Origin of the sequence: Granulosicoccus antarcticus IMCC3135, from assembly GCF_002215215.1 — a bacterium.
Classification (GTDB): Bacteria; Pseudomonadota; Gammaproteobacteria; order Granulosicoccales; family Granulosicoccaceae; genus Granulosicoccus; species Granulosicoccus antarcticus.
In genome coordinates this window covers 406,100-425,905 of record NZ_CP018632.1, presented here as the reverse complement: position 1 = coordinate 425,905, position 19,806 = coordinate 406,100, and the positions used below count along the sequence as shown (strand labels likewise).

Below are 19,806 nucleotides of genomic sequence, written 5' to 3'. Positions count from 1 at the left end.
AACACCTACTTGCAAAACAGGGGCTGTATCCCAGCCTCTGTCATTAACCTGATTGTCATCTTGATACTGGGCAGTCTGATTATCAGCGGCCTGTCCATATCAACCCATACCTGGGCGCAACGCACGACTGTTCTCTACCTGCCGGTCGGATTCCTGTATGCCTCCATGCCCGTCGGGATGTTGCTGTCCCTGACCTTTCATCTGTTCAACAGCTATCTGGAGATCACGCACCCACCTGGCTCGCTGACGACACAGGGTGATGACAACAACGACTCCCCATCTGTGAGTATTGCCCCATGATTCTGCTTTTTGTCGTTGCTGTCTTTCTGGGCACTGTGTTTCTGGGGGTGCCGCTGGTATGGGCCATTCTTCTCACAACGGTACTACCGATCATCGTCTTTGATCTTGGCTATCCCTTACAAGCGCTCTATCTCAACGTTGCAGATCTATTCCTGGCCGGCATCGTTCCCGGAGCCATGTTTGGTATCGCTTTCATCCCTTCAATTCCAAGGATACCCCGTCGTTCAGGGCGGGGAGGAATTGGAATGCTGTATATATATCTAGTGATTGTTGACCCTTCTGGGTGAATGGGGGCGGAACGGTTATACAATCGAGCTGTGAAATCAACATGCATCAAGGTTCTCAAAGGCAGGGTAAAAGATCGCCACGCGCCGCTTTTGCGCAGCATGGCGACAGAAGTCAATCAGGTATGGAACTACTGCAATGACCTGTCTGATCGTATGATTCGGGAGCGTGGTCGGTGGATGTCCGGATTTGACTTCTCTGCTTACACGGTGGGTGCCTCGAAGCAGTTCGAGCACATTGGCAGCAGTACGATTCAGGAAACGGCCGAACACTACGCCAGCAAACGCTCCTCGGCAAAGCGTCGCAAGCTGAGGTGGCGCAAGAGTTTTGGCGATAAACGCTCGTTGGGATGGGTGCCCTTCAAGGCTCGGGCAGCTCACTGGAAGCACGGGCAGGTCTTCTTTGCAGGTTCTCACTTCAAGGTATGGGACAGCTTCGGTCTTGCCAATTACAGGTTCAGGGCAGGTTGTTTCACTGAGGATGCTCGCGGTCGATGGTATTTTTGCATCTGTGTCTCGGTTGATCGCACGTGTCCCAAGGGGCAAGACAGTATAGGTATCGATCTTGGTCTGAAAACGGTTGCCACCTGCAGCGATGGCACCGTGCTGGAGGGACGTTGGTATCGCCACCTGGAGGGCAAGCTTGCCAAGGCACAACGGGCAAGACGCAAGCGGCGCGCCCGGGCGATTCACGCAAAAATCAGGAATCGCAGAGCAGATGCCCTGCATAAATTCAGCCGCCATCTGGTCAATCGATGCGGCGAGATCTACGTGGGAGATGTCAGTAACTCGAAGCTGACAAAAACCACGATGGCCAAGTCTGTGCTTGACGCAAGCTGGGCCAGCTTCAAGACAATGCTCGACTACAAGAGCCAGCAGGCCGGTATTGTCTACCGAGAAATCAATGAAGCCTATACCACGCGAGCGTGCTCCGAATGCGGAGGCCTGTGCGGGCCGCAGGGAATAAGAGCTCTTTCGGTAAGAGACTGGCAATGTGTTGAATGTGGTGTTCAGCATGATCGTGACGTTAACGCGGCTCGAAATATTCTCCGTCTCGGCGCAGGACATTGCGCTCCTTAGTGGGAATCCTCTTTCTTCAGGGAGAGGAGGATGTCAATCTGGGCGGCATATTCTCAGGCTGGCTGATCACTCTAGAGCAGATGCCGCAGATTCTGGTCTCTTTCGTTCAGGATTTTTCATCGAACAACGCCGTCTTTCTGCTATTGGTCAATGTGGTCCTCCTCGTACTCGGTCTGGTACTCGACCCGGTACCCGCTATCCTGCTCACCGCACCTTTGTTCTTGCCTACCGCCATGAGTTTTGGCGTAGATCCAGTCCACCTGGGCGTCATCATGACCTGTAATGTTGCCGTTGGTCTGTTTACTCCACCGGTTGGCGCCACGTTGTACGTTGCCTCACGCATCTCTGGGGTGGACGTTTTATCCATTGCTCGCAAAATGGGGATGCTGTATCTGGCGGCTATTACGATGCTTGGCCTGGTGACTTACTTTCCGGCCGTATCGATGACAGCGGTTACATTGTTTCGTTGAGCAATGAAACGATTTTACGTACCCGGCCCACAACCAGTGGGCTGTTATGGAATGACCACAGTTGTTCACTTTCTGTGACACGCCACTAGGGTTTTTACCTATATACGCACAGGCCGTACTTCGCTAGAATTACGCGTAACCACAGGAGATCAGGATGGTTGGGCCCCTTACAAATCGTTCGACAAGCGTTCTGGACCAGATACAATCGCGTACGTCGATTGATGAAGACGCGTATCAGAACCCTACAGACTCTTCGGATCCTGGCTGGTTTCTGCCCGGCAGCCATTCCGGCTTGCGCACTATTGATACCAGTCTGAACCCGAACCTCCAAGGGGTTGGGCCAGAGGCCATTGCAAGCCATATCCTGTCTCATATCGGTGCCTGATTTCGAGCAACAATTTGACACTGGCACTGAGGTTGAACCTTTCGTTCTGAAGAAAAATCCTGACTGGCATGCCGCTGCGCAAGACTTGATTTCGGGGCTCTGCTCCCTGGACGACAAGGAAGAGCGCATCGAATTGCTGGAGTCTGTCTGTGTAAAACTAGGCGACAGACTGTATCCAGCCTTTTTGCAGATACTGCACGTTATCGACGAGTACGCCGACGACGAGGCACGTAGCATCATGGCGAGCACTCTGGTCAACTGTCTGCAAACAGGCCGCTTACCGTCGGGAAAGCTGGCAGCCTGGGGTTCCAGCAGCTATACCGGCGACAGCGCCTTTGGCCAGAGTCGTCGCCTAGGTCCCATCGAGTTTGTCTGTGCCTGGTATGCCCAACCCAGCACTGAGACACCCATGTCCCAGCAGCAGTTCTCCATCATTCTGAATAGCCTGCTATCACTGGTGTCATCGAATTCCAATGCGAAGCAGCTTTATTGTCAAAAGCTGATTTCCGATGCAGAGGATCCTATGGGAGGTTCTTTGTCCAAGCAGACTCGCGCCGGTTTGATCGACATGACACAAATCTGGCAAATAGCGGCACCCGAGGATTTGCATACTCCTGTTGTCGAAGCCTTCCTACATGCTCTGCAATCTGAAAGTCTACTCAACCAGATCAGCAATCGCCCGTTTTAGAAAGGTCTACGGGGTCAGAACAGCCTTCAGATAGCCTGGCATGTTGGCTACTTGCATCTGCATTTCGTCAACGATGACACCCACCAGAAATGGCAACAGAATGATGATCATCAGGATGGTGGTGATTGACTTGATCGACATGGACAGGAAGTACACATTGAACTGCTGAGCAAATCGATTGATCAAGCCCATTGACACATCAATCACAAATACCACGGCCATAATCGGTCCGCAAATACGCAGTGTCAGGCTCATGAAGTGTGACATTTCTGCTTGGAACAATGCGATAGATGCCATCCTCAGGCTGGCGATGGGCTTCACCAGCGGCCAGATTGCAAAGCTTTCCAGCAAGACCCCCGTCATCAGCATCAACCCACCACTGGCCAGAAACATATAACTAGCGAAACGACTCAGTATTTCACCTGTCAGGGTGACTTCATTACCGACCACCGGGTCGAAAAACAGCGCAAACGAGGCACCGATCTGCATATCGATGACCACCCCTGCAGCTTCGAAGGCCCACAGGAAAAATCCAAAAAACACGCCGATGATCGAGCCTATCAGTGCCTCCTTGGCAAACAGGCCAAGCCACATTGTCGTGCTGAACTGATCGAACTGCGCACTGGGTTGAAGCAAAACACTAAGCAAGGCCATCGACAGAAACATGGAGTTGCGCACCATCACCGGCACACCTTCCTTACTGAACAGTGGCATCAACAGGAAGGCAACAGAGACACGCATCGCCGACAATGACAAGACGATGAGATTGTCAGCCAATAGACGGAAAAGCTCAGCCGAGTCCATGAAACCCACCTGTAAGAGCAATATCACATAAGCTATCGAATTGTGTCACCTTCACCCTACCAACATGGGAAAGTCTGTGAATATTCTGTCAGCGAAACGGTACAGAGAACTACCGATCAATGAGGCCGTCAGGAAGATCGTGGCAACAATGGAAAAGAACTTGGCCGCATATTGAAATGTCTGCTCTTGAAGCTGAGTCGCCGCCTGTACAAAGGCAATCAGGATGCCCACCAGCGCGGCTACCACAACGGGAGGACCAGCCAGAATAATGACCAGCCACAACGCCTGCTGAGTGATTTGCAGAATCTCCGAACTCAGCATGAAATTGACACTCGAGTGCTAGACAGGCTCATATAGGAGCGATTCGCTTGTACACTTCACACATAAGACAGCACCAGGCCTTGCGCCAGTTTGCTCCAGCCTTCTATCAATACAAACAGTAGCAGTTTGAAGGGCAAGGATATGGTGGTGGGCGAAAGCATCATCATCCCCATGGCCATGAGAATATTGGAGATGACCAGATCGATGATGATAAAGGGTAGAAAAATCAGAAAGCCTATCTGGAAAGCTGACGTCAACTCACTGATGGTGAAAGCTGGGACGACTACGATGAAGTCCTCATTGGTCAATTGATCGGCATCCCCCGGCTCTACCATTCGCTTGATGGTCGAAAGGAAGAACTCCCGTTCGCGTTCATTGGAATGCTTGAGCATGAAGTCACGCAACGGCTCCTTTGACGCATCAGCAGCAACCAGTAGATCTTCAACGTTCTCGGTAAAACTGCCGCGGCCGTCAAGCTGCGCAAGCATGGCCTGCCCCACCGGATACATGACGTAGATTGTCAGGATCAGAGCCAGCCCATTGAGAACGACATTGGGTGGAATCTGTTGCGTGCCCAAAGCATTGCGCAACAAGCTCAGAACCACCACGATTTTGGTAAAAGAGGTCAGCATCACGGCCATGAACGGGGCCAGTGAAAGCACGATAACCGTGATGAGTGCCGAGGAGGGCGAAAACTGTGTCAAATCCATTTGAATTCAAATTCCTTTAGGCAATGAATGCTATTCAACTGCCAGAGCAGCACCCTGCTCCAGCAGAACACCATAGCCTATTCCGACTTGCATTAAAGTACCCGGAAGATTTTTTGTGACACCGTGCTCCGTCACACCGTCTGTACGAATAACAACACGTGATCCAAGAAACTCCTGCGCTAATGGCAGTACCAGGTTCAACTGAGATTGCCAGACTGAACGCGTATAAAGCTCATTGATTGGTACAGAATCTTCCAACTCAACCGTTATTGATTGAAACTCGGACTCCGTATCTGTCCCGGCAGTCAATGATTGCGCGTCACCGTTAGGCTCAGGTCCGGCCCCAGGCAAAAGCTTGAAGCGACTATTAGTGGTGTCAAGAAAAGCATGCAACTTGCAGTGTGTTTCGAGAATACTACCCGCAAGACTTGCCTCCATTCTGATGCTCCAGTCCGATTCAAAAGACTGCGGCAATAGGACCAGAGCTCCAGGCTCCAACTTCTCCACCTCCTCGGTATTCAGCTGCATTTGCTGCAATTGCAGGCGATAGGGCATTAAATGGCTCTGGAACTTCACCAAAGACTGCCAAGCCTCTGGTATCTCGGGCATCATCGACAGTGATTCAGCATCAATAGCCAACAAGAGTTTCCGGGAGGGGCCTTGCAAAGAGATCAGTGTACCTGTCAGTCGGGGATAACCTCTCAGTTCGTGCAACGGCACCGGCGCAACCATGTCTTGGGGCTCCTGAGCTTCCTCACTACCCTGCTCTGTTGCCTCGTCAGAAACTGTCGCTCGCCAGGGACGCCAGTCGAAGGCGGTTGAACACCAATCGTCCAGAAACCGGAGCAAAGGATCCTGCTCATCAAGCAGGACTGCATCAATCAAATCCATGACTACAGCCTCCTTATCGGCTACGACTCCCAGTGCCGGCAGAGCGCTGCTGGCCGTGCGATCGATCGCAATATAGATTCCATTGCATTCGAACCATCTGAGAGCAGATCCAGGCAGTTCCTGTGTATTGTCACTCATGAGTAAATTCAGTCAGCATCACAGGCGATAATTATGCGTACCAGATGAGCAGCGTTTCTGGCCTCCATTTTTTTCATGGCTCGCGAACGGTGCAGCTCTACCGTCTTTACACTGATACTCATTTGTCGAGCAATCAACTTGTTGGATAAATCACTAACGATACCGTAAGCCACTTCGCGTTCACGCAAGGTCAGTTCCTCCAGCCTTTTTCTTGACTCAGCCAGTGCCGCCCTCTCCTCTGCACTAATGCGTTGTTTCTGTACCTTGTCTGACAAGGCTCGATCAAGAGCTGCCTGCAGCTCATCATCTTCAAGCGGTTTTTCAAGGAAGGTCAATGCCCCTTTTTCCATCGCAGCTACCGCCAACGGCACATCGCCATGGGCAGTCATGTAGATAACCGGCAAATCTATTTCACGCTCCTGCATCAGATCATGAACATCCAGCCCGCTGATTTCAGGCATCCGAATATCCAGCAACAAGCAAGCTGGTTGCTCCTTGCCAACCTTCACCATTGCCTGCAGCGCTGTATCGTGTTCTCCATAATGCTCAACGGAATAGCCCATTGCCTCTAGTAGAAATGCCGTGGACTCACGAAAATCATCGTTGTCATCAAGGATGAAAATTTGCTGTTCGTTCATGAAATCCCCGCTACTCTGTTTCCTGAATCACCGGCCTTTTTCACTGAACCGGAGGCACCCGGCAGAGCCATAGGCAGCTCCACATGAGAAGTGCAACCTGCATCCTCGTTGGGTGACAACCACAACCGTCCCTGATGTAATTCGACAAAGGATCGGCAGATATTCAAACCTACGCCCATACCATTGGCCTTGTTGGTTGCAAACGGAATGAACAAACTCTGCTCCTTGCCTTCAAGCCCATGCCCACTATCCCGAATACTAACGCGCACCGAAGCCCCTCGCCGCGCGCAGCTTATGATCAGCCGCCGCTTGGCAGGTGCACATTCGAGCATCGCTTCAACACCATTGCGTAATAGATTAACCAGAACCTGCTGCAACATGGTTGGATCGCCATGACACAGCAGCGGCTCCTCGCTTACCAGAAGCTCTGTCTTGCACTGGTTGGCACTGAGCAACCAGTCCATCAGCGAGAGTGCCTCGCGTGTAAGCGACACTAGGCTTAGCTGCTGTTGCTGGGGCCTTCTGGCTTGAGTAAAATCTCTGATCCGATTAATGACACTATTAGTGAATCGAGCCTGATCCAACGCATTATCCAGTGCCACCTCGATTTGCTCCAATGTCTGGTCGTCACGCTTGAGCCGAATTTTCACGCCCTTGAGTATATTGCTGATTGTGGCGATCGGCTGCTTGATCTCATGTGCCAATGTCGTTGCCATCTCACTGACAGAGATAGTCCGGGAAGTTGTAAACATGTTTTCACGCGCCTGCATATACAGGTGCATATCATCACGGGTCTGTGATCTTTCAATCGCTCGAATAGCAATCGTGCCATCACTCAGACGCTGCATGATCAGCTCGCACGGCTTACCAGTAGACTGGCACAGCAGACTGCCCGATGCGCTGGACTGCTGTGCAAGAGCATTATACAGCTGTACCAGCTCGCTAGAATCGCTCAACACCTCAGACCAGACGCTACTCACTGCCCATTGAGGAAACAGCAACATCCAGTGAGCAGAACACCACCTGATACTGTCCGCCTGCTGATCAAGCAACGCGACGGCCAACTCACCCAGCTCTACCAGCTCAACTAGCTGGGAGGCGCTCACACCCGATGACAGCACGACCGTTCCCATTGATTTATTGGCAGATTTCAATGCCATATCCACTCAGTCGCTTGCCAGCACCAGCGCGATAGCTCCGCCGGACTCTCTTCGATCTTTACCCGCAGACCATGAATCGTCTCATCCGAGCTCACCGACCCCCTCAATGAGGACTGAATTCCTTCTTCCGTAGCAATCACATCGCTGATCATCAAGTCGGGATCCATGACCTGAACGATGCATTCCTTCCTCGTTGCATCATTTGATTCAGGCGACCAGGTCCCCTGCAGTGAGCCAACCCAGTGATCAGCCCGAAACAGCATGCCCAGCACCAGTCGTCGCTCACCCAAACTGCCATCAAAGGCCAGACATAAAATCAGAGCGTCAGTGACCTCTATCGTTTCCCCGGAACCTCCCATGGAGCGACTATCAGCCGGTGCATGAGCATCAAACCATCGACGCCCTGGCAAAGCAATGGCAATCGGAGTTCCAGAGTACCCTGCCTCTGTGACCAGACTTCTGAATTGCGATAATGATTCTTGCAATACCTCCGCAAAGGCTGGCGGTAAAGCATTACGTTCACCAGCATCATTCCTGTGTTCTTGTTCTTGTTCTTGTTCTTGTTCTTGTTCTTGTTCTTGTTCTTGTTCTTGTTCTTGTTCTTGTTCTTGTTCTTGTTCTTTCTCTTGCTGACCCGAACTCCTCTCGTTGACGCCTTCAGCATCCCTACGAAGATGATGAGCAGAGCTGCGGGCACCATCAGAATGAAAATCTGCCTGAGTACTCAGACCGATCATGGCGTTACCCAGTACGGACGCGTGATGGGCACGCAAGGTGTCAGCCTGCATGGCTGGCGCGTGGATAGCACTACCGGTAGTTCCTGCAAAAGCTGCATCGGCACGCATACGTGACAGCTCATTGCCCAATATCTGCCCTAAACGCGCACCCAGCTGTTGCACAGGGCCAAACGTACTGATACTGACTCCCGCCGCCATGCCAGTCGCTGCAACAGGGTCAATCATTGAGACTCAATTCGTCGCCCGCAGGTGTGAAAGTAACCGAATCCACACGATGACCGCTCTCTATCAAACTTGCCTTCAACGCTTCTGCGTGCATTTTTTCATCAAGCTGCCCGCTCTCATCGAATGAGACACGAACACGCCAACCTCCTTGCAAACTGCGCTGTAACTGCAAGGCTGTGACACCCGCCTGACCGCCCAGCACACCAAAATTCCATTGACCATTGTGCGCACCGGCGATGCGCTCCTGGCGCAGCATCAGGGAGGCGACACTCTCGGCTGTCAACGGGCCGTGCAGATTCGTTCCACTTGTTGCGACAGTCTGTACTGACTCAGCATTCATGGACGGCGCAGCCGAGATGCCCCCTCCCAGAGCGCTCTCCAAACCGGCGCCACTGGAGTCCGACAATCTACTTTCCAGAAGATCATTCATGCCAGCAACTTTCAACTTAACGCTGGCCACCGCCTCTTTACTAACCGCGGCAGGTCGTTCGGCTGCCTGCTGCAATACCCCAGACTCCAATTCATCATCAGAACCCAGCTCCAGCTCACCTCCCTCTTCACTATCTACAGACTCGACTTCTGGCTCGAGATCTGTATCCACTTCACGTACGTCAGTCTGGTGGGCACGGACACGGTTCAAAGCGGCTTCGAACGAGTTTGCACCCTCCCTGTACATGGAGCTATTACCTACCGGGGTCGGTGGCGACATACGACTGTACGCATCCGAACGTGGAGCCTGATAGATATAGGTATTGTCTGATTTATCCATGCAGGCTTGCTCCAGGTGTTGTTCTTCTGTCATCAAGCAACGCATCTTCCTTGCGAGCCTGTATAAGACGGTGACCGGCCTCTATTTTCAAGGCTTGCTGATCGAGCGATTTGATTCGATCACGGGTACGAACCCAAGCGCGTTGCCGGACAGCCAGCTCCCTCCGGGCATCCGCCACATCACTGTTGAACCCTGGCAAATAGAATTTCTCCTGTTCCAGATCATAAGTCAGCCAACGACGCCGAGCGCTCTCAGCCTGCAATGACTGCGCGGTCATGTCCTGAATACTGGTCGTCGATCGCATATTATGGAGTTCAATCAATTCATCACTCAAACCACAAATCAATTGTTGTTGCTCCGCAAGGAGCCTCAGCACACGTTCGACCTCCAGACGCTGCTCACTAATCGCCTCAAGTGCCTGCTTTTCGCGCAGCTCGTACAGACTTCGCAACTGCTGCAACTCTCTTTCGGAAACCTGCATACTCATGAGCTGACTTTCGCCGATGATTGAGCGACATTACCTGCGTTATCCATCGCCAGTGCCTTGAATAGCAGCACCGTACTTTCATCAGAACTCATGCCTGCCTCTGGAGCCTGCTGGAGAAACTCCTTGATGGCAACCTGCCGCGCAATAGCCTTATCTGCCAAAGCATCACTACCTGCCTTGTATTCTCCTACCTGTAAAAGGAATTCAATATCCCGGTACTTTGCCAACAAGGTACGTAACTGACCTGCAGCCAACTGCTCCTGCTCGGATGTGAGATGACGTGCCAGACGACTCAAACTAGCCAGTACGTCGATAGCGGGGAACTGATTCTGCTCTGCAATGCTTCGCGACAATACAATATGCCCATCCAGAATGGATCGCGTTTCCTCGGCAACCGGATCGAGCCCGTCATCGTCATCAGTGAGCACGGTATAGAAAGCCGTTATGGAGCCTTCCGCGTTGTTGCCTGCACGTTCAAACAGACGTGGTAATTCGGCGAACACTGACGGTGTGAAGCCCTGTCGTACCGGAGGTTCACCGACTGCAAGCCCCACCTCACGTACCGCTCTTGCAAAACGCGTAACCGAATCCATCAACAGCAGGACATGCTGTCCTTTATCACGAAAACCCTCGGCAATGGCTGTGGCTGTAATGGCCGCATTGACACGCTCCATGGCCGGTCGATCAGAGGTAGCTACGACGATCACAGCACGACTACGTGCATCCTCACTAAGAGCATCTTCAAGAAACTCCAGCACCTCTCGCCCTCGCTCACCGATCAAACCGACGACGATAACGTCGGCGTCAGCATGCATCGCCAGCATACCCAGTAGCGTGGATTTACCGACACCCGCCGGAGCGAAAATACCAATGCGCTGACCGATACCAACGGTCATCAATGTATCGATGGAGCGTACGCCAGTCGTCAATCGGTCTTGCACCCTGCGTCGGTGCAGGGGGTTGGGTGCAGCTCTGTGCAATGTCACACGAGGACCGGGAGGCAAGTCTCCCAGGTCGTCCAGGACTTGCCCAAAACCATCGATAACCCGGCCCAGCAGAGCTTCACCGGCAGGGACCGTCGCTTGCTCAGAGACGATGCGCACAGTGGATTCCACAGCGACCCCCTGCAAACCTCCCAAAGGCACCAACACTGCATCACCGTTATTGATACCGACAACATCAGCCAGCACCACAGTATTGGAAATACGGTCATGTACTTCGCACCGTTGGCCAATACGAACAGGCAAGCCGCTGACACGCAAAGAGGTACCGACTGCATGCACGACACGACCGGTGTATTGCACCATGCTGCGCCCCTGCAGTCGGGCACTCAGCTCGCGGACCGGTGTATCTCTATCCAGTTTATCCGTGTCGGCAACTTCAACCATGTGAGTTACGGGCTCCAGGCAACTCAGCGCCTGTATCATCCACAAACAATGCCAGCACACTATTCAACTGGGTTTCCAGATCGATATCTATCTGTCCTTGAGCCGTTTCCAGCACACAGCCATTCTCTGGCAGCATGTCATCGGCAATCACCTGGTTGATTCCTGATAATGCCAAAACCTCAAGACGCTCTTTGAGAGCAGCAGCCTGAGAGCTGTGCACCCGCAACGTCACTGACGGTTGATCCACGATATCTTCAACAGCTCGCTGCGCCTGTGCCAGCAACCACTCGGTGCTATTCACCTGACCAGCAACCTTGCGTACGATATCAACCGCCAGAATTGCAGCACTGGCTTGTACTGCCAGTAACTGGCGTTGATATTCTTCGTGAAGCAATCTGAGTGTTTCTGCCAACTCCAGCCTGGCCTGCTCCTGAGCGATAGCCAATCCTTCCTCACGGCCTCGTTCAATCGCGTTTATACGTGCTTGCTCTTCTTGTGTTGCCTGCGCGGCCAGACGTTGGCAAAACTGCTGCGCCTGCTCCGTCACACTCAGTAAAGGTTGTAATTCATCGGCCGCAAACACACGCTGATCTGTAATGAGAAAACCACGCTCATCACTAAACAAGGATATAAAGGTCATTATGCCACTGCCTCTTCTTCTTGAGACGCCTGCAATAAAGCTATGGCGGCATCAAGTAAAGCTATTGCTGCTGATTCAGTGATATTGCCAATACCCTGACCAAGGGAGGCAACCAGCGTGTCACGCGGCAGACTCTCATGCACCGTGGCATTGAGTACGGTGGACCCCGCGGCCATCAGCAGAGACTCCAATTCGACAACACCGGCAGTGGGCAGGTCAATAGCGGATTGCTTCATGAGTCCGGACAAAGGCTCTCGAGGCAGCTCCATGACATCTGCATGCTCAATGACCTGGACAAAGACGGCGGGCCCAAGCAATTGTTGCAAACCCAATAGTAGTGGTTGTTTTATCCAGAAACGAATTTCAGGGCTCAGTAGCAGCGCACCGCAGACAAGTTGCACCTCACGCCTGCGAGTTGCCTCATCAAGACACCACATCGGCAATCGATCAACGGCATCCCAATTCCAGATTTGAGGGTCATCAAGATTCCCGTCAACATGCAGCGATAACAAAAGTCTCGCTGCCACTGCTCGTTGTCTGCGACGCTGGCTGACCGAACTCATTACGCTTGTCTGCTCCGCCAAATGCGAATACCGACCAGTGCGATCACCAACAGCATGGCCAGCAAAGCGACGATGCCAGCGCTGCTGCTTGTCAGATAGATTGGTAGTAGTGACATCTGTTGCGGATTTGCTAGCGGCATCGATGAGGCAGAAGCTGACACGACAGGCGGTACGTAAGTGCCACTAGACTCGAACAGCACTACGGTCACGTTTTCGTAGGGCAAGTTCTCTATGCCATTGACAACCAATGCCTTGATCTGTGAAACGTTACCACTCAGATCCACCCCGGCACGATGCTTCACGAACACAGACGCTGATGACGGCGTAGCCTTGTCACTAAGATCATTCTTTGGAGGAACCGCCAGATGTACCCGCGCCAGAATCACTCCATCCATACTGGACAAAGTCGATGCAATCTCCTGTGACAAGGCGTAGTTCAGCCGGGCTCTTTCCTCAAGTGGCGAGGAAACGAAACCTTCTTTTGCAAACACCTCACCCAGCGTATCGAATTTCTGTAGCGGCAAACCATTGTCTTGTAACAGCTGCACTGCCGATGCGAAGTCATCCGGTGAAGTCGATACGCTGAACTCGTTACCCTTGAGCTTCTGCTTGCTTGCCTCCAAGCCTGCCACCGACAAGGTCGCAACCATCTGGTTGGCTTCCTGTTCGCTCAACCCCGAATACAGGGATTGCTCGCTACAGGCAGCCAGGCTTGCTATCAGACTGACAGCAAGCAAACGCCTCAGCCAAGTGTTTACTCTTACCATCATGTCAGCCCTGCTGCCTGAACAGTTGTTGCAAACCATCAGCCGTGCGATTGGCCACATTTGATGTCAGTTGTGAATAGAACATGAACTCCTGACTACGCGTAGTCAACGTAACAATTTCGCTGGGTGTCAGCTCATTGTCCGACTCAATCGCATTCTGTGCGTAGGCTGCCAACTCCTTCGCCTCATTGTTAATAAAGTCCAACGGTGCGAACAGAGCTTCTGTTACTGCGGATGGCTCCTGTATTGCCTCTGGGGCTGCAACACGCTCCAGGCTTTCGGCAAACGCGGCCGCATCCTGACTGAGATTGACGCCATAGCCGACTTTTGCCGAGTCGTTGTCTGTACCCACAGCGGTTGTTAAAAACGAGGGAGATACGAGTCCGGTTTCCATGATCTGCTACTCCAGTGATTAAGGGCTATTGCTTGCGAGCCATGGTTTCCAGAGAAGAACCAACAGCCGTAATTGCGGTATGCGAGCTGTTGGACAGAAACTGCATGCGCAGCGATTCAGCGGTCAGCATTGACACTTGTCGCGGACTATCCATACCGTCGACAAGTTCACTGGACATTTCACTGATGGTGTTAGCTTGTTTATCAAGTGCTTTTCCCCAGGCATCAGCCATCGCCTCGAACCAGCTGGAACTACGCTTGGTCTTATCGGTATCGTTCATGGCAACCATCATCGTTGCTTGTGTAGGTGTGATTTCGCTCATGTTCTTTATGTCCTTGATAATTAACTACTGAGAGACTGCCAACCAGATACGGTCACTTCAAAATTCCAGAGTAGAGCTGACGCCATTTATTTCCAAGTTCACCTTGCCCTCTTTTATCGAGGCAATGCGATGTCCGGTAGGCAGGATAGAGCCAACGAAATAACGTGATTGATCTTCAGTCACAATGTAAGCAGGCTCATCCGACACCACCATCGCCACGCGCTTGCCAGGGTCCATTTTGATTCCAGTAACAGGCTCACTGATGAGCGGTGGTGTATTGTTGATAGTCAGCGAGGCCACTCCCGGCATATCACTATTGATACTTTCATCCACACCATCGAGCACAATATTATCTGGCTGGGATGTAGCAACCACGACATGCCCGCCTTCCTTGACCTCTACTTCTGCGGCGATACCATAGACTCGGAAGACATCAAGTACCTGCCCAGCCATAGTCTCACCCACTACAACCTCATTACTGATATTCAGCCCGGTCTGATCAAGCCATTGATCAAGCTGTCTTGATTCCTGCACCGTTTCCAGAAAACCACTGACTGTTGCCACAGCGCCAAACTGGCTTACCTGCAGGCCAGAGAAAGATGACTCCGCCAGTGCCGGCTGCAGCTCAAAAAGACCAGACTCTACGGGCCGGAACAAACCGCTCTGCCAAACGACCCATGCACCCGCTACCATCGAGCATATAACCAGCCATGAGCTCTTTCGACTCAGGAAATGACGAGGCGGAGGAGCCAGCGCGACTTCCTCTGCCGCCGCTTCGACCTCCGGAGCATTTATCGTCGCAGGCAAGTCATCGATGGAAGGCATGAAAAAAGCCGCCTGATTATCCGCATCTTCAGCCAGGCCTTCCTGTGCAGGGACTTTCACAGCATGACCCTGCAAAGCAGGTTCAGCCACACATTCGACGTTCACCGAAATCTCACCCAACTGTACTATTCCACTACCTGTCAAAGGCATGCTTTCGCCAACATTTAAAGAGATGCCATTGACGACCACGATCCCTCCCAGACAGCGAATAGTCATATTCTCGGGAGACAGCAACAGGCTTGCATGCAACTGCTCGACCGTACGATTACGCAGAACGATATCGTTGTCGAGACTGCACCCCAGTGATAGCGGGTTTCCTTGCGTCAACCATTCCACAGCACCTTGCTGAGCACCATTCAAAATGGTGAGCTTGCCACGAAGATTATCCATAATCGCAGTGGTTGCAGCAGCAGGGGAGTCCGGCGTTGTGGCCAACACCGCGTCCTTCTGCCGCTCCAGAGTTGGCTCCACCACAGCGTTCATTGAGTGACTTCCTGCCAGCCGTCATCGTCTACCGGCACTGACCGCTTGGTCGATGGCGAAGCTTTTGAAATGGTAGCGGCAGAACCGCTGGATTGTATTTTTACGGTTGGTACCGAGGGTACGATTTGCCAACCGTCATCCCCCCCGTTTTCAATCAACTCGGCCGTTGTTTCGATGGCTGGCGCCGATTGTGCCGGTAGCTGAATATCATCTTGCAGTGCAACCTTTTGCATACCCTCTTCCGCTTCAACCGTGTCTTGCCTTGGCGGTAATCGATCGCGCAAGGTACGTGGCTGAGCAGGTACGGCTGCAGGTGCTTGTTCGACGCCTGGCTGTAACACTGGATAGAACTTGTCGGCTCGTACTGCATTATCGGTGGCAAGCTCGCTTCCTCGCGGCAGCACCGATTGCGCCGGATAAACCTCATCAAGCTGACTTAATGCTTTCCGGGTTACGTCCAGACGGGCAGGCGCCGACTGAATGATATCGGCCTCATTACCGGAGAAAATCGGCGCTTCGTAGCGCTTGCCGGCAAAATCCGAATTAGTGACGCGCGGCGTGATGAGGAACATGCGCTCCTTGCGCGTACTGGATTTAGTCTGGGAACGAAACAGCGCACCCAGTATGGGAATACTGCCTAGTACCGGTACTCGCGAGGTGCCATTGGACTTCGACTCGCGAACCAACCCGCCGATCAACAGACTCTGACCGACATCAACGATAGCCTGAGTTGTGATGGTCGAATTTTCTACCACCGGGATGCGGTCAACTTCTTGATCTGAGGTCGAACCATCCTGAATATTGACTCGTAGCTTGATCTGGCTACGGCCATCACGTTCGTACACATGAGGCGTCACACGCAAAGTAGTACCGACCGAAACATCAAATAAGTCAACCTCCTCCTGACCCTCGACTCTGACAAAGAAGGTCGACGTAGTGTCAAGCAGCGCTTCTACATTGGATAGCGTCATGACGTGTGGCTTGGAGACGATGCGTGCGGCACCCTGCGTCTCCAATGCCTTGATGCGGGCGATAAACTGCTGCTGACTACCCAACACCAGAGAGATAAAACCTCCAGCGCCTGTAGCATCAGACTGCAAGAATTGATCGGTCAGCGTACCGTCGCTCACCAAGGCCTCACCATCGCTACCTTGCGAGCGCCAGTTGATGCCCAACTCCCGTAACTTGTCGGTATCAAGGTCGATAATGGTTGCCTCGATTTCGATCATCTTGGGCTCTTTGTCAAGGGATCGGATCAGCTCTTCATAACTTCCCATGCGATCGGCACGATCACGGATGATCACAGAGTTGCTCAGCGCATCGGCCACGATTCTTGTACTGCTGGTACTACCATTATCATTGGCAGCGACGGCTCGCCCTGCTTGCTGTTTGCCACCTTGAGTCGCCTGATTGGAGACCCCTTTCAGCCCCTTGCCGCGCAACCCTTCCAACGTTGAAGGATCCGATGCCAAGCCGGCCCCAGCGGAGGTTGCGCCCAAAGCCCCTGGCTCTATCAACGAGCGGATCAGACTAGCTACACCTGGCACCACAACGGTGCTCTTGCCTATATCCAGAGAAACATCAGCGGCCCATGCATAGCGCAGTTGAAATGTTCGATAAGTATCATGCGTGACAGGAGCAGGAGCCGCAGTCCCCTTTGCCTTACGGATAGCCTCGGACAGGCCTTCCACTTGTTCCACGAAACGTTGCGCACCGGTCACTACCAGCCCGACGTCAGCAACAGACAACGTATTGTACTGGTCAACAAGACTCAGCTTACGAGCCGAGCGTTCAATCGCTTTTGCCGAGCTGTTCGGCATGTACAAGACCTTATGAACAATCTCGTTGGATGGATAGATGTACGCAACAGCACCGTCGTAATACACAGACAATTGAAAGGAGGAGGAAATGTCTTTGAAGACGTCTCTTGCATCCTTGCGAAAGTCGCCATTGACTGAGCCAATAACATTTTCAGAAACCCGCGTCGGCACACCCAGCTGACCAAACAGTTCTCCCAGAAATAAATCGATGGGCTGTTCCCGCGCATTGATAAGTACGGCTTTTTCCAGACCCGGAACATCTGCTGCATTAGCTAGCGGTGCCAGCAACAGCACGCTTAAGAGGGATGAACCAAACACAGTACGTAGTGGGCGACTGATCGACGATAGAGCATTCATGACAACAGGCTTCTCGTAAGTCGATTTCGGGAAATGGATGATCTTAAACACTGGCTAATTGCACCGTCTCGTTAGGAACAACCTGATGCAACACTTCAAGCTTAAGGCTAGGTATCAGTTCGTTATAAGAAAGAACGGGCACATTGAAACATCGTTCGGCAATCAAAGCACGGATATGCCGACGTAACTGCACGCTGGTCAGCAGCACGGCTGGGTTGTGCTTCTCAATGGCCGCGACAAGCGATTCACGCAGTTTGTCTTGTAGTCGTGGATCAAGAGATAATTGCTGGACGCCACCACTGCTTCGTATCGACTTCATCAACTGGTCTTCCAGCGGTGCCGAAAGCGCAACCGCCCGTAAATGATTATCTGGCGCATATTGATAGCAGGTTTGTCGAGCTAGTGCCATGCGTGCAAATTCACTCAGGTTGTAAGTATCCTTTTCATGCTGTGCGGCTTGCACCAGAGCCTCAAGAATGCCACGCACGTTGCGAATGGAAACTTCCTCATCAACCAAGTGGCGCAATACTGCAGCGATATTCTGTGTGGGAACACTACGCAGTACCTCTTTGACGATGTCAGGATAATCGATGCTCGCGGCAGCCATCAGGTGCCCGGTTTCCTGGATACCCAGAAACAAGGTGCTGCTGCGACGCAGTGCTAGTTCAATCTGCTCCAGAATGCTGTCAAAGCCCATATCCGGTGTCAACTCTCCACTGACAATCGGCACCTCGAAGGCATGCAACATCCATTCGCCGCCATCGTCGCGTCTGAAAAAGATGCGTACATCCGGCATGGCGACTCCCGAGCGTAGTTGGTAGCGATTGACGCATTCGGCTACCTCGGCTTGAATCGCCTCCGCTCCGTCAACACCTAAAGATCGAGGCAACTCCAGGAGCAGTGGTACCGCTTGTTGAACTGGTTCGGCGTGAGCCGGAGGAATATCCCTGACTTTAGCGTTTTTACCCTCCATCACAGACCCAAAGGATGATGTTCGTAGCTTGTCCATCCGGTGCCGCAATGCAGGCACCAGCAAACCGCCACCCACGAGCAGCATGAAACCGAGCAGGAAAAAAACGGCAGAAGGAAAACCCGGCACCATGGCCATCGCCAGACAAATACCGCCAGCGACCAACAACACACGAGGGATTGATGTGAGTTGTTTCTGGATGGAGTCACCCAGGTTTTGATCAGACTCACTATCTGTTGCCCGCGTGACTATCAATCCCGCCGACATAGCCCCCAACAAAGCCGGTATCTGGGCAACCAGTCCATCTCCGATGGTCAGAATGGAATACTTGGCCATGGCCGTACTCGCATCCATGCCCAACTGAAAAATACCGATAGTTAGACCACCCAGCAAATTGATGATAATGATCACGATTCCTGCGATGGCGTCGCCCTTGACGAACTTCATGGCCCCATCCATGCTGCCGTGTAGCTTGCTTTCCAACTCTAGCTCGCGACGCTTGTTTCTAGCCTCTACCTTGTCAATCAGACCAGAACGCAGGTCTGAATCAATCGACATCTGCTTGCCGGGCATAGCATCGAGTGTGAATCGCGCACCGACTTCAGCCACTCGCTCAGCACCCTTGGCGATAACCAGGAACTGGACGAGTGTGATGATCAGAAACACAACCAGACCGACCACCAAATTACCACCCGCAACCATATTGCCAAAGGTATCGATAATGCTTCCCGCCTCGCCTTCCAGCAGAATCGAGCGAGTAGTCGCCACTGACAATGCCAATCGAAACAAGGTGCTGATAAGCAGTACGCTGGGGAATGAGGAAAATTGCAGGGCGGTACTGATGTAGATCCCCATGAGCACCAGCATCAAGCCGATGCAGATATTAACCGCAACCAGAGAATCAATCAGCAGGGAGGGCAGCGGCAGAATCATCAGCGCAACGATTGCCACAACCAGTAACGCAAGAACTACATCACTGAACTGGGCCAGTCCTTTGCCTGCGCCATCATTGCCCTTCAGGTACGCATGCAAGTTCATGAGTAAGTCACCCGCTGAACCTGCCGTTAAAGTAATGCTGACTCACTGCAAAAAACTCCTTTTAAAACTGCGCATACATCCATGATGCAAAGCATCGCCACTACTACCGGAAAGTGTAAAGTCAATTGAGACAAAACACTATAAATACAGAC

24 protein-coding genes are annotated in these 19,806 nt (G+C 52.4%); 6 read left to right on the top strand and 18 right to left on the bottom strand.

Annotation, left to right across the window (positions count from 1 at the left end):
• Window positions 1–9 precede the first annotated feature (9 nt).
• The 6 genes from IMCC3135_RS01995 (at window position 10) to IMCC3135_RS01970 (ending at window position 3,207) form a co-directional block, all read left to right on the top strand.
• Window positions 10–300, top strand: a complete 291-nt coding sequence (locus tag IMCC3135_RS01995) for a hypothetical protein (protein WP_088916058.1) — start codon at window positions 10–12, stop codon at window positions 298–300.
• The gene (locus IMCC3135_RS34620) at window positions 297–587 is read left to right on the top strand and encodes a hypothetical protein (protein WP_088916057.1); all 291 of its coding nucleotides are present in this window, start codon (window positions 297–299) and stop codon (window positions 585–587) included. Before IMCC3135_RS01995 ends, IMCC3135_RS34620 begins: the two co-directional genes overlap by 4 nt.
• Before the next feature lie 30 nt (window positions 588–617).
• The gene (locus IMCC3135_RS01985) at window positions 618–1,664 is read left to right on the top strand and encodes an RNA-guided endonuclease InsQ/TnpB family protein (RefSeq protein WP_088921633.1); all 1,047 of its coding nucleotides are present in this window, start codon (window positions 618–620) and stop codon (window positions 1,662–1,664) included.
• Window positions 1,664–2,134 carry a TRAP transporter large permease subunit gene (locus tag IMCC3135_RS01980; RefSeq protein WP_205737866.1) on the top strand — a complete coding sequence of 157 codons (471 nt, stop codon included), beginning with the start codon at window positions 1,664–1,666 and terminating at the stop codon, window positions 2,132–2,134. The genes IMCC3135_RS01985 and IMCC3135_RS01980 overlap by 1 nt, the downstream gene beginning before the upstream one ends.
• A gap of 154 nt (window positions 2,135–2,288) precedes the next feature.
• Window positions 2,289–2,519: a hypothetical protein gene (locus IMCC3135_RS01975; RefSeq protein WP_088916056.1), complete on the top strand. Its 231-nt coding sequence runs from the start codon at window positions 2,289–2,291 to the stop codon at window positions 2,517–2,519.
• The gene (locus tag IMCC3135_RS01970) at window positions 2,512–3,207 is read left to right on the top strand and encodes a hypothetical protein (RefSeq protein ID WP_088916055.1); all 696 of its coding nucleotides are present in this window, start codon (window positions 2,512–2,514) and stop codon (window positions 3,205–3,207) included. Before IMCC3135_RS01975 ends, IMCC3135_RS01970 begins: the two co-directional genes overlap by 8 nt.
• 6 nt (window positions 3,208–3,213) lie before the next feature.
• Here IMCC3135_RS01970 and sctT read toward each other — a convergent pair whose 3' ends face one another.
• Genes sctT through IMCC3135_RS01880 form a run of 18 tightly spaced genes read right to left on the bottom strand, consistent with a single transcriptional unit; the run spans window position 3,214 to window position 19,654 of the window.
• The gene (gene sctT, locus IMCC3135_RS01965; RefSeq protein WP_088916054.1) at window positions 3,214–4,011 is read right to left on the bottom strand and encodes a type III secretion system export apparatus subunit SctT; all 798 of its coding nucleotides are present in this window, start codon (window positions 4,009–4,011) and stop codon (window positions 3,214–3,216) included.
• A 51-nt stretch (window positions 4,012–4,062) separates the two neighbouring features.
• Entirely contained in the window at window positions 4,063–4,332 is a 270-nt protein-coding gene (gene sctS, locus IMCC3135_RS01960) for a type III secretion system export apparatus subunit SctS (protein ID WP_088916053.1), read from the bottom strand.
• 56 nt (window positions 4,333–4,388) lie between these two features.
• Complete coding sequence (gene sctR / locus IMCC3135_RS01955) at window positions 4,389–5,042, bottom strand: type III secretion system export apparatus subunit SctR (RefSeq protein ID WP_088916052.1); 654 nt, start codon at window positions 5,040–5,042, stop codon at window positions 4,389–4,391.
• A 30-nt stretch (window positions 5,043–5,072) separates the two neighbouring features.
• Window positions 5,073–6,071 carry a hypothetical protein gene (locus IMCC3135_RS01950; protein WP_088916051.1) on the bottom strand — a complete coding sequence of 333 codons (999 nt, stop codon included), beginning with the start codon at window positions 6,069–6,071 and terminating at the stop codon, window positions 5,073–5,075.
• Window positions 6,072–6,079: 8 nt separating this feature from the next.
• Window positions 6,080–6,709: a response regulator transcription factor gene (locus IMCC3135_RS01945; protein WP_088916050.1), complete on the bottom strand. Its 630-nt coding sequence runs from the start codon at window positions 6,707–6,709 to the stop codon at window positions 6,080–6,082.
• Window positions 6,706–7,869 (bottom strand): sensor histidine kinase, encoded by a 1,164-nt coding sequence (locus IMCC3135_RS01940; protein ID WP_088916049.1) that lies wholly within the window; start codon window positions 7,867–7,869, stop codon window positions 6,706–6,708. Before IMCC3135_RS01940 ends, IMCC3135_RS01945 begins: the two co-directional genes overlap by 4 nt.
• Entirely contained in the window at window positions 7,860–8,831 is a 972-nt protein-coding gene (locus tag IMCC3135_RS01935; protein ID WP_088916048.1) for a hypothetical protein, read from the bottom strand. Before IMCC3135_RS01935 ends, IMCC3135_RS01940 begins: the two co-directional genes overlap by 10 nt.
• Window positions 8,824–9,600 carry a hypothetical protein gene (locus IMCC3135_RS01930; RefSeq protein ID WP_088916047.1) on the bottom strand — a complete coding sequence of 259 codons (777 nt, stop codon included), beginning with the start codon at window positions 9,598–9,600 and terminating at the stop codon, window positions 8,824–8,826. Before IMCC3135_RS01930 ends, IMCC3135_RS01935 begins: the two co-directional genes overlap by 8 nt.
• Window positions 9,593–10,087, bottom strand: a complete 495-nt coding sequence (locus tag IMCC3135_RS01925; protein WP_157735712.1) for a hypothetical protein — start codon at window positions 10,085–10,087, stop codon at window positions 9,593–9,595. Before IMCC3135_RS01925 ends, IMCC3135_RS01930 begins: the two co-directional genes overlap by 8 nt.
• Window positions 10,084–11,475 carry a FliI/YscN family ATPase gene (locus tag IMCC3135_RS01920; RefSeq protein WP_088916045.1) on the bottom strand — a complete coding sequence of 464 codons (1,392 nt, stop codon included), beginning with the start codon at window positions 11,473–11,475 and terminating at the stop codon, window positions 10,084–10,086. Before IMCC3135_RS01920 ends, IMCC3135_RS01925 begins: the two co-directional genes overlap by 4 nt.
• A complete protein-coding gene (locus tag IMCC3135_RS01915) occupies window positions 11,468–12,115 on the bottom strand; it encodes a FliH/SctL family protein (RefSeq protein WP_088916044.1) in 648 nt (215 codons plus the stop codon). Before IMCC3135_RS01915 ends, IMCC3135_RS01920 begins: the two co-directional genes overlap by 8 nt.
• Window positions 12,115–12,678, bottom strand: coding sequence for a hypothetical protein (locus IMCC3135_RS01910; RefSeq protein ID WP_088916043.1), 564 nt, complete (start codon window positions 12,676–12,678; stop codon window positions 12,115–12,117). Before IMCC3135_RS01910 ends, IMCC3135_RS01915 begins: the two co-directional genes overlap by 1 nt.
• A complete protein-coding gene (gene sctJ / locus IMCC3135_RS01905) occupies window positions 12,678–13,448 on the bottom strand; it encodes a type III secretion system inner membrane ring lipoprotein SctJ (RefSeq protein ID WP_157735711.1) in 771 nt (256 codons plus the stop codon). The genes IMCC3135_RS01910 and sctJ overlap by 1 nt, the downstream gene beginning before the upstream one ends.
• 1 nt (window position 13,449) lies before the next feature.
• Window positions 13,450–13,839: a hypothetical protein gene (locus IMCC3135_RS01900; protein ID WP_088916041.1), complete on the bottom strand. Its 390-nt coding sequence runs from the start codon at window positions 13,837–13,839 to the stop codon at window positions 13,450–13,452.
• 25 nt (window positions 13,840–13,864) lie between these two features.
• On the bottom strand, window positions 13,865–14,161 hold the full coding sequence (locus IMCC3135_RS01895) for a hypothetical protein (RefSeq protein ID WP_205737865.1): 297 nt from the start codon (window positions 14,159–14,161) through the stop codon (window positions 13,865–13,867).
• A gap of 57 nt (window positions 14,162–14,218) precedes the next feature.
• Complete coding sequence (locus IMCC3135_RS01890; protein ID WP_088916040.1) at window positions 14,219–15,469, bottom strand: SctD/MshK family protein; 1,251 nt, start codon at window positions 15,467–15,469, stop codon at window positions 14,219–14,221.
• Window positions 15,466–17,646 carry a type III secretion system outer membrane ring subunit SctC gene (gene sctC, locus IMCC3135_RS01885; protein WP_157735710.1) on the bottom strand — a complete coding sequence of 727 codons (2,181 nt, stop codon included), beginning with the start codon at window positions 17,644–17,646 and terminating at the stop codon, window positions 15,466–15,468. The genes IMCC3135_RS01890 and sctC overlap by 4 nt, the downstream gene beginning before the upstream one ends.
• 43 nt (window positions 17,647–17,689) lie before the next feature.
• Window positions 17,690–19,654 (bottom strand): flagellar biosynthesis protein FlhA, encoded by a 1,965-nt coding sequence (locus IMCC3135_RS01880; RefSeq protein WP_088916038.1) that lies wholly within the window; start codon window positions 19,652–19,654, stop codon window positions 17,690–17,692.
• Window positions 19,655–19,806 lie beyond the last annotated feature (152 nt).